General features: G+C 71.3%; 10 protein-coding genes and 1 riboswitch. Of the genes, 7 read left to right on the top strand and 3 right to left on the bottom strand.

What is annotated here, in order from left to right; genetic code table 11:
• Positions 1-42: 42 nt before the first annotated feature.
• Both ACZ6SD_RS06350 and ACZ6SD_RS06345 read left to right on the top strand, forming a co-directional pair.
• Positions 43-951, top strand: a complete 909-nt coding sequence (locus tag ACZ6SD_RS06350) for a hypothetical protein (RefSeq protein ID WP_465315853.1) — start codon at positions 43-45, stop codon at positions 949-951.
• Between the two features lie 100 nt (positions 952-1051).
• Positions 1052-2053, top strand: coding sequence for a LysR family transcriptional regulator (locus tag ACZ6SD_RS06345; protein ID WP_465315852.1), 1002 nt, complete (start codon positions 1052-1054; stop codon positions 2051-2053).
• Here the strand turns inward: ACZ6SD_RS06345 and ACZ6SD_RS06340 are convergent.
• Complete coding sequence (locus ACZ6SD_RS06340) at positions 2050-2508, bottom strand: DUF4442 domain-containing protein (RefSeq protein WP_465315851.1); 459 nt, start codon at positions 2506-2508, stop codon at positions 2050-2052. The two genes, ACZ6SD_RS06345 and ACZ6SD_RS06340, sit on opposite strands and share 4 nt — an antisense overlap.
• Before the next feature lie 53 nt (positions 2509-2561).
• A riboswitch (ZMP/ZTP riboswitch) is annotated at positions 2562-2650 on the top strand.
• 35 nt (positions 2651-2685) lie between these two features.
• Between ACZ6SD_RS06340 and ACZ6SD_RS06335 the strand changes: the two genes are divergently transcribed.
• From ACZ6SD_RS06335 to ACZ6SD_RS06320, 4 genes are all read left to right on the top strand, one after another.
• Positions 2686-3942 (top strand): serine hydroxymethyltransferase, encoded by a 1257-nt coding sequence (locus ACZ6SD_RS06335; protein WP_465315850.1) that lies wholly within the window; start codon positions 2686-2688, stop codon positions 3940-3942.
• Between the two features lie 166 nt (positions 3943-4108).
• Complete coding sequence (locus ACZ6SD_RS06330; protein WP_465315849.1) at positions 4109-4648, top strand: MarR family winged helix-turn-helix transcriptional regulator; 540 nt, start codon at positions 4109-4111, stop codon at positions 4646-4648.
• Positions 4648-6294 carry an MDR family MFS transporter gene (locus ACZ6SD_RS06325; protein WP_465315848.1) on the top strand — a complete coding sequence of 549 codons (1647 nt, stop codon included), beginning with the start codon at positions 4648-4650 and terminating at the stop codon, positions 6292-6294. The genes ACZ6SD_RS06330 and ACZ6SD_RS06325 overlap by 1 nt, the downstream gene beginning before the upstream one ends.
• Positions 6295-6385: 91 nt before the next feature.
• Positions 6386-7054: an SMI1/KNR4 family protein gene (locus ACZ6SD_RS06320; protein ID WP_465315847.1), complete on the top strand. Its 669-nt coding sequence runs from the start codon at positions 6386-6388 to the stop codon at positions 7052-7054.
• Positions 7055-7103: 49 nt separating this feature from the next.
• On the opposite strand, the gene ACZ6SD_RS06315 is transcribed toward ACZ6SD_RS06320, so the two are convergent.
• Both ACZ6SD_RS06315 and ACZ6SD_RS06310 read right to left on the bottom strand, forming a co-directional pair.
• Positions 7104-7601 carry an inorganic diphosphatase gene (locus tag ACZ6SD_RS06315; protein ID WP_091456636.1) on the bottom strand — a complete coding sequence of 166 codons (498 nt, stop codon included), beginning with the start codon at positions 7599-7601 and terminating at the stop codon, positions 7104-7106.
• A 383-nt stretch (positions 7602-7984) separates the two neighbouring features.
• Entirely contained in the window at positions 7985-8440 is a 456-nt protein-coding gene (locus tag ACZ6SD_RS06310) for a hypothetical protein (protein WP_465315846.1), read from the bottom strand.
• Between the two features lie 673 nt (positions 8441-9113).
• Here ACZ6SD_RS06310 and dacB point away from each other — a divergent pair.
• A complete protein-coding gene (gene dacB, locus ACZ6SD_RS06305; RefSeq protein WP_465315845.1) occupies positions 9114-12677 on the top strand; it encodes a D-alanyl-D-alanine carboxypeptidase/D-alanyl-D-alanine endopeptidase in 3564 nt (1187 codons plus the stop codon).
• Positions 12678-12693: the final 16 nt, after the last annotated feature.

Here is a 12693-nt window from a genome sequence, read left to right as displayed (position 1 = left end):
TCGATACTTGCCGGAGCGTTCCATCGGACGAGGGAAGTGACTGTGCGCACTGTTGGACGCATCGGAGGCAGTGGCGTTGCGGGCGTCGCCGCGCTGTTCGCACTGTTCGCGCTGTTATCGGTGACCCCCGCTTCGGCGCAGTCGCTCACCTTGAGCCCCAACAAGGGGCCGACAGGCAGCGCGTTCACCGCGACCTGGCCCAAGGGAGCGCCCTGCCGGGTGGTCCAGCTGCGCTGGTCGGGCGCCGCGATCGCGTCGGCGACCGGCACGTCGGCCACCGGGACGGTCCCGGCCTCGGCCAAGCCGGGCGTCTACGCCGTGGACGTGGCCTGCGACAACGACCCGTTCTTGCGCGCGACCTTCGAGGTCACCCCGCCGCCCACCTCGGTCACGAGGCCGCCGGTCAGCACTACCAGCAAGCCGGTAGTCACCCCGGGCACGCCGGTGGTCACCCCGCCGCCCGTGACCACGACCACGACCCGCTCGCGGCCCTCGACCACCTCATCGACCAGCACGACGACGACCACCACCACGTCCACGACCACGGAGAGCACGTCCTCGACCACGTCGGAGACGCCGCCGCCGTCCACTTCCACCGCGCCGACCACCGCCGAGCCCGAGGGCGACCTCGAACTCGACCGCGAGAGCCTCCAGCCCGGCGACTCGCTCTCGGCCACCGGCGAGGGCTGCGCGCCCAACCGCCCGGTCCTGCTCACCTCGGGTGGCGAGAAGGTCGGTGAGGCCGTGTCCGACGGCACCGGCCGGTTCACCGCGCGGGTCGAGTTCGCCCGGGTCGAGCCCGGCAGGCACGTGGTGACCGCCGAGTGCGGCATCGTGCTGACCGGCGCCGTCGACCAGATCGTCACCAGTTCGACCAGCGGCAGCTCCAGCACGCTTGTCGTGCTCGTCTTCTTCGTGCTTGCCGGGGCGGCGTTAATCCGCTTCACATAGCTATAGAGACGGCCGGTGAACGACGCGGGGGAACCGGTTGCCGATCACGCGGACCTCGCCCATAGCCACGGTCTTGTCACAGCCGGTATCAACTGCCCCTATGGCTGAACTTGAGCTTCGCCACCTGCGAGCGATCTGCGCGATCGCCGACGAGGGAAGCGTGTCCAAGGCGGCTGGCAGGCTTGGCGTCACCCAGCCCGCTCTCACCGCGCAGCTGAGGTCTATAGAGCGCCTCTTGGGCGGGGAGCTGTTCCGCCGCTCGTCCAACGGGAGCCTGCCGACCGAGCTGGGCCGCAGCGTCGTGCGCTCGGCGCGGGTCGTGCTGGACGACATGGCGGCCCTGGTCGCCTCGGCGCGCACGCACACCCGCAACCCGCCCGGGGCGCCGCTGGTGATCGCGGCGAGCCCGATGCTGTTCGCCAGCGCCCTGATCGCCGAGGTGCGGGCGTGGGTGCGGTGCACGGGGGTGCGCACCGAGATCGACACCTCCGGGCCCGCGCTGCTGGACCTGATCGTGTCCAGGCAGGCCGACCTGGCGGTGTTCGAGCGGTTCGACGGCATGGAGCACCGGCCGCTGGGCGAGGTCGAGGTCCGCACGATCGTGGAGGAGCCGCAGTTCGTCGCGCTCAGCTCCGACAGCCCGCTGGCGGCCAAGCCGGAGGTGGACCTCGCCGACCTGGCCGACCTGGACTGGGTCGTCCCGCCGCCCGACCAGGACTCGATGCGGCTGCGGCTGCGGGCGGCCTGCGAGAAGGTCGGCTTCACGCCGAGGGTCACCCACCACGTCACCGAGAGCCGCACCGCCATGGCGTTGGCCGCGGCGGGGGCGGTCTGCCTGGCGCAGCCCGCGTCCCTGGGCGGTCCCGGCTTCGTCATCCGGCCCTTACGCGGGGCCGTCTTACGCTTACCGGTCGTTCTGGTGACGCGTCTCGACGGCGTTCTCCGCGGCCGCACGCATGAGGTCTTCGCGTGTGTCGCCCATGCTTACCGGTCGATCGTTGACCGGAACCCCACCTACGCCCGGTGGTGGGCCGAGCACCCCGAGGCGCACGTGGAAGTCGACGCGGCGTTGGCGCTACCGCGTCCAGCCCGGCGCTCTTAGGCTTTCTTGTTCGGCCGCAGCGTCCAGACGACGGTCATCTCGGCGGTGGTCACGCCTTGGGCGTCGCGGATCGTGCACTCCACGGCGAACTCCGGGCGGGTGCCCGCGTCGAGTTCGGCGATGACCTCGGCGGCGGGCCGGGTCAGCACCGCCTCCGCGGTCAGCGGGCCAAGGGCGAGCTTGCGGTAGCGGATCTCGGAGGTGACCACCAGCGGCGTCGCCCGGCCAAGCTCCGCGGAGAACGAGGCCAGGCCCACCGCCCCGGACGCGGTCTCCGCCAGTCCGAACATCACCGCGGCGTGCGGCCCGCCGACGTGGTTGCGCTGGCCTTCGACGTCGGGCAGCCAGCACACCACGCGGTCCGCCGCCACCTCGGTGAACTCGACGCCCGCCGTCGCCACCCAGGGGACGGTCTTCTTCATCGTGTCGGCGACCCAGCCGTAGTCAGTGCTCATGCCACGCACATTACTTGCCAGTAACTTATTCTGGTCAAGATGATGTTATGCTGTCGCCGAGTCGTGACTGGCGTGTTCGGGTGGGCATAACCACCGGGGAGCGGCGAGAGCGGATGAGGCACCGGACGCCTGGGTGCTCCCGGCCGATGGACGCCGCACGCTCCCGAGGAGACCGCCATGCACCAGCCAGCCGTCCCGCACCTCGCGGCCAGCGACCCCGAGGTCGCCGCCCTGGTCGAGGGTGAGGCCCGCCGCCAGTTCGACACGGTCCGCCTGATCGCCTCCGAGAACTACGTCTCCACCGCCGTGCTGGAGGCCACCGGCACGGTCCTGACCAACAAGTACTCCGAGGGGTACGCGGGCAAGCGCTACTACGAGGGCCAGCAGGTCGTCGACCAGGTGGAGACGCTGGCCGTCGAGCGCGCCAAGGCCCTCTTCGGCGTCGACCACGCCAACGTGCAGCCGTACTCGGGCTCGCCCGCCAACCTCGCCGTCTACCTGGCGCTGGCCAACCCGGGCGACACCGTCATGGGGATGGCGCTGCCCGCGGGCGGGCACCTCACGCACGGCTGGAGCGTGTCCGCGACCGGCAAGTGGTTCCGCTCCGTGCAGTACGGCGTGCGCAAGGACACCGGCCGGATCGACCTGGACGAGGTGCGCGACCTCGCGCGCGCCGAGCGGCCCAAGCTGATCTTCTGCGGTGGCACCGCCATCCCGCGCACGATCGACTTCGCCGGGTTCGCCGAGATCGCCCGCGAGGTCGACGCGGTGCTCGTCGCCGACATCGCGCACATCGCGGGCCTGGTCGCGGGCGGGGCGCACCCGTCGCCGGTCGGGCACGCGCGGATCATCTCCACCACGACCCACAAGACCCTGCGCGGCCCGCGCGGCGCGATGCTGATGTCCGACGCCGAGTTCGCCAAGCCGCTGGACAAGGCCGTCTTCCCCGGCCTGCAGGGCGGCCCGCACAACCACACCACCGCCGCCATCGCGGTCGCGCTCGGCGAGGCCGCCCGGCCCGACTTCCGCGAGTACGCCGCGAACATCGTCGCCAACGCCAAGGCGCTGGCGGCGGCGCTGTCCGAGCGCGGGTTCGACTTGGTTACCGGCGGCACGGATAACCATCTCGTCCTGGTCGACGTGACCAGTAAGGGCGTTGGCGGTAAGCCCGCCGCGCAGGCGCTGGACCGCGCGGGCATCGAGGTCAACTACAACACCGTGCCGTTCGACCCGCGCAAGCCGTTCGACCCGTCGGGCATCCGCCTGGGCACCGGCGCGATCACGACCCGGGGCCTGGGGGTTGAGCAGATGCCGCAGATCGCCGGGTGGATCGACCGCGTGGTGAGCGCGGTGGACGACGAGGCCGAGATCGAGAAGGTGGCCGCGGAGGTGCGCGAGCTGCTGGCCGCTTACCCGATGCCTGGCTGGGCCTGACCCTCCGGATTGACCAACGCGGACAGTGCCCCGGCGCTCGGTGAGTGCCGGGGCACTGTCCGTGGTGGAAGCCGGGTCACAGGTAAATCGGTTGCGGCGGGACCCCCAAAAAGAGCATGCTTGTATCGACCAACTAATTGGATGATGCACGCAACTCGGAGGTCGCATGGTCGTGCCGCACTTGGCGCCGTCCGGTGACGCGCCCGCCGTCGATCTCAGCCAGGAAGACATCGAGAAGGGCAGGCGCCTCGCCTCGGTCCTGTTCGCCTTCGGCAAGCAACAGGCCACCGTCGCCGCCCGGATGAGCAAAGCGGGCGTGGACCGGTCCTCGATCGTCCTCCTCAAAAACCTCGTCGCGCTGGGCCCGAGCCGCTCCAGCGCGCTCGCGGGCGCCATCCACTCCGACCCGTCCACCGTCAGCCGCCAAGTGGCGGCCATGGTCAAGGACGGGCTCATCGAACGCCGCGCCGACCCCGAGGACGGCCGCGCCAGCCTGCTCGCCGTCACCCCGGCGGGCATGGCACTCCTTGAGGAGCAACGCGCCCGGTTCGCGCTCTCGCTCGCCCGCATGGTCAGCCACTGGGACCCCGCCGACCTCGACACCTTCGTCGGCCTGTTCGAGCGGTTCCTCGCCGACCACGAGAAACACATGCCAACGCTGATCACCGAATGCGCCAGATCGGCGCGTTCCGAAGGGGGACATTGATGTCAGAACCGGTTTCGGATGCCGCACCAGGGCAGCTGAGCCACCGGCAGATCATGACCGTCCTATCCGGCCTGCTGCTGGGGATGCTGCTGGCCGCGCTGGACCAGACGATCATGGCCTCGGCGATGAAGACCATCGCCGACCAGCTCAACGGCCAGACCATCCAGGCCTGGGCCACCACGGCCTACCTGATCACCGCGACGATCTCCACCCCGCTCTACGGCAAGCTGTCCGACATCTTCGGGCGCAAGCCGATGTACCTGACCGCGATCTCGTTCTTCCTCGCGGGCTCGGTGCTCTCCGGTATAGCGAACACGATGTACGAGCTCGCCGCCTACCGCGCGGTGCAGGGTCTCGGCGCTGGCGGCCTGATGTCGCTGGCGCTGGCGATCATCGCCGACCTGGTCTCGCCAAGGGAGCGCAGCAAGTACCAGGGCTACTTCATGGGCGTCTGGGGGCTGTCCAGCGTGGCCGGACCGGTCGTCGGCGGGTTCTTCGCAGGCCTGAGCGACTTCGCGGGCATCGAGGGCTGGCGCTGGGTGTTCCTGCTGAACGTGCCGATCGCGCTGGTCGCGCTGGTCGTCGTCGCCCGCTACCTCAACGTCCCGCACCGCAGGGTCCCGCAGAAGGTCGACTACTGGGGCGCCATCTCGCTCACCGTCGGCCTGGTCCCGCTGCTGATCGTGGCCGAACAGGGCCGGGAATGGGGCTGGGGCTCCCCGCGCGCGCTCACCATGTACGCCGTCGGGGTCGTCGGGCTCGCGGTCTTCGTCTTCGTGCAGAAGCGGATGGGCGACGCGGCGCTGCTGCCGCTGCGGCTGTTCCGCCGCTCCACCTTCGCCCTGACGAACGTCGTCAACTTCATCATGGGCGTGGGCATGTTCGGCATGATGATGTCGCTGCCGCTGTACCTGCAGATCGTCAAGGGCGCCTCGCCGACCGAGTCCGGCCTGATGACCCTGCCGCTCACCTTCGGCATCCTCGCCGCGGCCATGGGCAGCGGGGCGCTGATCTCCAAGACCGGCCGCTACCGGATCTACCCGATCATCGGGCTGGCCGCGATGGCCACCGCGCTGTTCCTGTTCGCCCAGATCGGCGTCGACACCCCGGTGTGGTCGACCATGCTGGTCATGGTGCTGGCGGGCGCGGGTCTCGGCCTGTGCATGCAGACCCTGATCCTGGCCATCCAGAACGACGTGCCGGTCAAGGACATGGGCGTGGCGACCTCGTCGGCGACCTTCTTCCGGTCCATTGGCGGCACGGTCGGCACGGCGGTGTTCCTGTCGATCCTGTTCACCGTGGTCGGCGACCGCATCAACGACGCGATCGCCACCGCCCGCGGCGACGCGGCGTTCACCGCGGCGCTCGCGCGAAACCCGGAGTTCGCCCAGAGCCTCACCGGCGGGGTCGACCTGAACAACACCTCGTTCCTCAACACCATCGACCCGGCGCTGGCCCGGCCGATCCTCACCGGGTTCTCCAGCTCGCTCGACACCGTGTTCATGGTCGGCGGGTTCGTGACCCTGGTCGCGTTCGGGCTGATCTGGCTGCTCAAGGAGGTGCCGCTCTCGACCAAGTCCGGCATCGAGCGCGTCGCGGCCGAGGCCGCCGAAGCCGAGCAGGCTCCCGAGCCCGCTCTCCGCTGACCGGTCAGGCGAATGGCCCCGTGCTCACCAGCGCGGGGCCATTCGCCCGCGCCGTCTGTCATCCTTGAGGCCGAACACTCGGGGGTGACGCGTGCGTGTCGTGCTGGCGATCTTCGTCGTGGGCGGTCTCGTGATCGCCCTGGCGCTGTCGATCGGCATCGTCCGGGACCGCGACGCCGCGCGGCCGACCCCCACCGCCGAGGCGCCCACCGGCGCAGCGGGCTGCGAGGGGCCGGTCACCCTGACCCAGCCGCCGCCCGCCGTCGCCGCCCGCCTCACCCTCGCCTGGGAACGCGTCGACGGCTGGCTGCTGCGCAACGCCCCGGCCACCGCCGCCGCCTGGAACCGCGCCGCCACCGAAGCCGACCTGGTGACCCTGCAACGCGACATCGGCGTCATGCTGCCGCCGGAACTCGTCGCCACCCTCAAGCGGCACAACGGCACCCGCTCCGGCGGGTTCACCCTGCCGCCGTCCTACGACCTGCTCTCTGTCCGCGACATCCTCGCCACCGTCGGCACCGCGTGCGACACCGCGCAGGGCCGGTACGTCCCGGTCGCCCGCGATGCCACCGCACTGCTCTTCCTCGATGAGCGGGGCCTCGGCCAGTACCCGGAGGAAGGCCCCCTCGAACCGCTCCCCGCGACCCTGACCGACCTAGTCGAGCAAACCGCTGACCTGCTCGACGGTAAGGGCCCCCTGGTGGCGCGCTACCGGGCCGACGTAGACGCTGTCGGCGTCCTACGGTGGACCCGGAGATAAACCAAACGCCCCACACCATGCCGGTGTGGGGCGTTCGCCGTGCCTTGACTCAGTGCAGGGTGAGACCCGACTCCTTGAGCCGGTCGTAAGACCGCTGGATCTCGGCCTCGGCCTCGACCCGACCCACCCAGCTCGCGCCCTCGACGCTCTTGCCGGGCTCCAGGTCCTTGTAGACCTCGAAGAAGTGCTGGATCTCCAGGCGGTGGTACTCCGCCAGGTGGTGGATGTCGCGCAGGTGCTCGGTGCGCGGGTCGTGCGACGGGACACAGAGGACCTTGTCGTCGCCGCCCTTCTCGTCGGTCATCCGGAACATGCCGATGGCGCGCGAGCGGATCAGGCAGCCCGGGAACGTCGGCTCCATCACCAGGACCAGCGCGTCGAGCGGGTCGCCGTCCTCGCCGAGGGTGTTGTCCACGAAGCCGTAGTCGGCCGGGTACTGGGTCGCCGTGAAGAGGGTGCGGTCGAGTTTGATGCGCCCCGTCTCGTGATCCATTTCGTACTTGTTGCGATTCCCCTTGGGGATCTCGATGGTGACGTCGAACTCCACGCCGTCCCTCGCTCCTCTCGGCTGTCCTCGTTACGGCACTAGTGTGGACCACGGCATTGCGGAACCCCGCACCGATACCGACGGCGACGGGTGTGACGTTCGACCGCTGCCAGGGGAGGAAGGCGCGTGCCCGAGCAGGACCAGCCCGTCGGGCATGATCAGGACGCTTCCCTGCGGCAACCTGGTGACCAGCACAAACGTCCACCTGCCGTGGACGACGCGACCCCAGCCTGGCCCGCCGCCGACGAGGCCCTCTGGCCCGCCCAGGACGACGACGAATCCGCGCCGTCCGACCCGGATGCCCCGGAGACACCGCCAGCGCGGCCGATACGTGACGAGTCCCACGTCGCCGAGGCCCGCGACACGCCCGAAACCGCCACCACTCAGCCGGGTGAACCTGCCGACCCACCCTGGCCCACCACCGAAGCCGACGACCCAGCCGCCGCGGATTCCGCCGACGCTTCCGAGACAACGCAGGCCACGGCCGCGGAAGATCCGCCGCCCACCAAGCCGGACTCCGCTGGGCCGGACTCCACCGAGCCGGGCTCTGGGCCGGTGTCCGCCGAGTCGACCTCCGCTGGGCCGGACGCTGCTGAGTCGGTGTCCGCTGACGCCGACACCGAGTCAGCTTCTGCTGGGGCGGGCTCCGCCGAGCCGGTGTCCGCTGGGTCGGGCTTCGCTGGGCCAGGTTCCGCTGGGTCGGATGCTGCTGGGTCGGTGTCCGCCGACTCCGGCACCGAGTCGGATTCTGTTGGGTCGGGTTCCGCTGGGCCGGGCTTCGCCGGGTCGGGTTCCGCTGGGTCGGACGCTGCTGGGTCGGTGTCCGCCGACTCCGGCACCGAGTCAGCTTCTGCTGGGTCGGGCTCTGCCGAGCCGGTATCCGCTGGGCCAGGCTTCGCTGGGTCGGACGTTGCTGGGTGGGTGTTCGCCGACTCCGATACCGAGTCGGATTCTGTTGGGATGGGCTCTGCGGAGCCGGTGTCCGCTGGGCCGGGCTCCGCTGGGTCGGGTACTGCTGGGTCGGGTACTGCTGGGTCGGTGTCCGTTGACTCGGACACCGAGTCGGATTCTGTTGGGGCGGGCTCTGCCGGGCCGGTGTCCGCTGGGTCAGGCTTCGCTGGGTCGAACGTTGCTGGGTGGGTGTCCGCCGACTCGGGCACCGAGCCGGAATCTGCTGGGCTGGTGTCCGCCGAGTCGGGCTCCGAGCGAGTGTCCACTGAGTCGGGCTTTGCCGACTCGGACTCCGTTGGGCCGGTGTCCGTCGAATCGGACGCCGGGTTGGATTCTGCTGGGGCGGGCTCCGATGAGCGGGTGCCTGCTGAATCGGTGTCTGATGGGGCTGCGGCGCCGGTGTCCGCTGATTCTGTGGAACCTGCGTCTGTCGAGTCGGCGCGTGGCGACTCGACCGAGGGGGCGCCTGTCGAGTCAGGCGCAGCGGAGCTGACGTCTGCCGAGTCGGTGGGTGCTGAGCGCGCGTCGGCCGAGTCGGTGGCCGCTGAATCTGGGGAGCAGGTGCCCGCCGATTCTGCGGAACTGGCGTCTGCCGAGTTGGCGCGTGCTGAGCGGGTGCCTGCCGAGTCCGGTGCGGTGGAGTCGGTGGCCAGTGAGCGGGTGTCTGCCGAGCCAGGCCCAGCGGAGCTGGAGTCCGTTGAGCGGGCGTCGGCCGAGTCGGTGACCGCTGGGGCCGCGGAGCAGGTGGCCGCCGACTCTGCTGGGCGGGGGCCTGCTGAGTCAGGCGAAGCGGCGCTGGAGCCTGCGGAGCCGGAGGCCGGTGCGAGGGCGCCTGGTGAGCCGGTGACCACGGAGTCCCCTGAGCGGGTGCCCGAGGAGTCTGTCGAGCGGGTTTCCGCTGAGTCGGTGTCCGCCGAGGCGGACCTGGGTGAGCAAGGCGCCGAGCGGGAGCCTGCTGAGGCGTCCACGGCGCAGTCGGTGGCAGGTGAGCCGGGGACGCCCGCCGATGGTGGTGAGCCGATTGAACCCGTGTCGGTCGAGGGTGATCGCGTTGAGTCCGAACTGGAGGCAGCCGGTCACGAGCCCTCGACTGAGCTTGAGGTTTCGCTCAATGACGAGGACAGCGCCGAACCAGCAGATTCTTCGCCGGAACCAGAGCCCGAGCGGGCGAGCGAGCCCGCCGAATCGGTAGACAGCGCTGTCGAACCGCTGACCCTCTTCGCGCCACCGGTCGACAGCGGCGCCGACACACCCGACTCCGATGCCGGGTCGACCGACGAGTTCGCCCGACCCGCCCAGGGCGCCGACGCCGACGACGCGCTGACGCTTTTCCCCGAGCCCGTCGAGCAGCCGACCCGCTTCACGGACGCGGTCGCTGATCACGCCGACTCGCCTGCCCGGTTCGCCGAACCGGTCGAGGAGGCCACCGACTGGCGCGCGAGCCACGACGAGTCCTCGGCTTCGACCGCTGCGTTCGCCGCGCCGAGTGACGAGCCTGCCGACTCGTCAGAGGACGCGGCCGATGCGCCGACGCGGTTCGCCGAGGAGCCCGCCGGGCTTGTCAAGCCGGATGACGACGGTCTTGAACCGCGGTTCGCCGACGCGCCTGTCGGTCTTGTCGAGCCGGACGGCGACTTCGATCCGCCGACGCGTTTCGTGGAAGCGCCTTCTGGGCTTGTCGAGCCAGGCGACGATTTTGATCCGCCGACGCGTTTCGTGGGGGCCCCTTCTGGGCTTGTCGAGTCGGGCGATGACTTTGATCCGCCGACGCGTTTCGTGGGGGCCCCTTCTGGGCTTGTCGAGTCGGGCGACGATTTTGATCCGCCGACGCGTTTCGCGGAACCAGTCGGTTCTGTCGCGGACTCGACTTCCGAGCCTGCCGACGACGGGTTCGATTCCCCGACGCGGTTCGCCGTGCCCGTTGATCCGTTCGGTGACTCGGGGCTCGCCGAGCCCGCGGACGACGACCTTGACCCGCCGACGCGGTTCGCGGAGCCTGTCGACCCGCCCACCCGCTACACCGCGCCGGTCGACCGGCTCGCCGACACTCCCACCCGCTTCACCGAGCGGCCCTTCGACGACGACGCGGGCACCACCGTCCCCGCGCCCAAACCGCCCGTGCCGCGCAGGCCGGACGCCGGTGGACGCCCGCCCGGCGCCCTGCGCCCGCCGACGATCCGACCCGGCTCTCCCGGCCGCCCGCCCCTCGCCCCTCGACCCCACGGCCTGCCCCCGAACGCCCCGCGCCCCGGCGCCCCGGCCGACCGCCCGCGGCCCGTGGGCTTCGTCGGGCCAAGCGAAGGCGGACCGGGTGGCCCCGGCAATTCCGGGGTTCCCCCGGTCGCCGACAGCCCTACCGGGCCGGGCGCCGACAGCCAGTCGACTACCCGTCGGCTTCCTGGGCCGGATTCGGGCGCGGGGTCGCCCGCTGATGGTCGGAGCAACGGCCATGCCGCCACTCGCCGGGACGTGCCGACGCCCGGGCGGGGCTCGGACAACGGGTCCGGTGCGCTGCCCGACAGCCGGAGCAACGGTCACTCGACCATCCGCCGGGACGCGCCGGACACCGGGTTGGACGGGCGGGGCAACGGCCATGCGGGCAACGGCGCCGCCACGGCCGAGCGGGGCGCGGAGCGCACCCAGATCATCAGCCTGCCCGCCATCCCCCGGGAGCCCGCCGACGAGGCGGACGAGCGGGCCATGCCGGAGCGGGTCGAGCCGAGGGAGCGGATCGAGGAGCCCCGGCGCAAGGGGCGGCTGGTCGCGGTGGCGATCGTGGCCGTGATCGCCGTCGCCGCGGCGGCGGTGTTCCTGGTGCCGGGCCTCGCGGCCAAGCTCGGGCTGGGCGGCGAGTCCTCGGTGGCCACCGCGCCGCCGGGGGCTCCGGTGCAGTTCATGCCCGCGCTGCGCGGTCCCGGAGCCAACGCCCCGGCGCCGACCGCGGCCGGGGTCCGGGCGGCGCTTGCCGGGCCCGCGAGCGACCCGGCTCTCGGCACGCTTACCGGTTCGGTGGTAGACCCGATTACCGGTGAGGTCTTGTTCGCACAGAACGCGGAGACCACCTTGGTTCCCGCGTCTACCACGAAGATCTTGACCTCCGCCGCCGCGCTGTTGGTCTTGCCGCACGCCAGTCAGTTGACGACCCGGGTCGTGGCGGGTGACAAACCCGGCACCGTCGTGATCATCGGCGGTGGCGACCCGACGCTCTCGTCGTTGCCCGCCGGGAAGAACACCGTCTTCCCGGGCGCCGCCCACCTGGACGACCTGGTGGCCCAGGTCAAGGCGTCCGGGCCGGTCGACACCGTGCTGCTCGACCTCGACCGCTACACCGGTGACAGCTCCGCCCAGGGTTGGGACCCGCTCGACGTCGCCGCCGGGCACATCGCGCCGATGGTGCCCGCGATGCTCGACGGCGGGCGGGCGGACCCGACCAAGGCGGTGTCGCCGCGCTCGGCCAACCCGGCCCGCACCCTCGCCGAGGAGTTCGCCAAGCGGATCGGCGCGACGGTTCCGGCGAAGGCGACAGTGCGGGCCAAGCCGGACGCGAAGGTGCTCGGCGAGGTGCGGTCGGCGCCGATCGTGGAGCTGGTCGACACGACGTTGCAGCGCTCGGACAACGTGCTCGCCGAGGCGTTGATCCGCGAGGTCGCGCGGGCCACCGGGCAGGAGCCCTCGTTCGCGGGCGGCACCAGGGCCGTGGCGGACACGTTGCGCGCCAACGGCTTCGACGTGGGCAGCCTGGAGTTGAGCGACGGCAGCGGGATGTCCGTGCTGAACAAGGTCTCGGCCGCGCTGCTCGCCGACGTGCTGCGGGTTGCCGCGGCTCCGGACGGGAAGGACCCGCGCACGGCGAAGCTGCGGCCGCTGCTGGGCGGGCTGCCGGTCGCCGGGGGCAGCGGGACGCTCGCCGGGCGCTACCAGGGGCCGGGCGCCGCGGGCGGCAAGGGCTGGGTCCGGGCCAAGACCGGCACCCTGTCCGGCGTCAACTCCCTGGCGGGCGTCGTCCTCGACACCGACGGCAGGCTGCTGGTGTTCGCGCTGATGTCCAACGGCTCGCAGTCCGGCACCGCGCAGCCCGCGCTGGACACCATCGCGGCGACGCTGCGCCAGTGCGGCTGTCGGTGAGGTTCACTCGGCTCCG

Source organism: Actinokineospora sp. NPDC051303 (genome assembly GCF_055586285.1).
Note: the sequence above shows the minus strand (reverse complement) of the source record. Positions and strands in the feature narration are given on the sequence as shown.

What these genes read in the sequence shown, in the direction of transcription:
- ACZ6SD_RS06345 (WP_465315852.1), top strand. Translation starts at nt 1,052, where the DNA reads ATGGCTGAACTTGAGCTTCGCCACCTGCGAGCGATCTGCGCGATCGCC.
- ACZ6SD_RS06340 (WP_465315851.1), bottom strand. Translation starts at nt 2,508, where the DNA reads ATGAGCACTGACTACGGCTGGGTCGCCGACACGATGAAGAAGACCGTC.
- ACZ6SD_RS06335 (WP_465315850.1), top strand. Translation starts at nt 2,686, where the DNA reads ATGCACCAGCCAGCCGTCCCGCACCTCGCGGCCAGCGACCCCGAGGTC.
- ACZ6SD_RS06330 (WP_465315849.1), top strand. Translation starts at nt 4,109, where the DNA reads ATGGTCGTGCCGCACTTGGCGCCGTCCGGTGACGCGCCCGCCGTCGAT.
- ACZ6SD_RS06325 (WP_465315848.1), top strand. Translation starts at nt 4,648, where the DNA reads ATGTCAGAACCGGTTTCGGATGCCGCACCAGGGCAGCTGAGCCACCGG.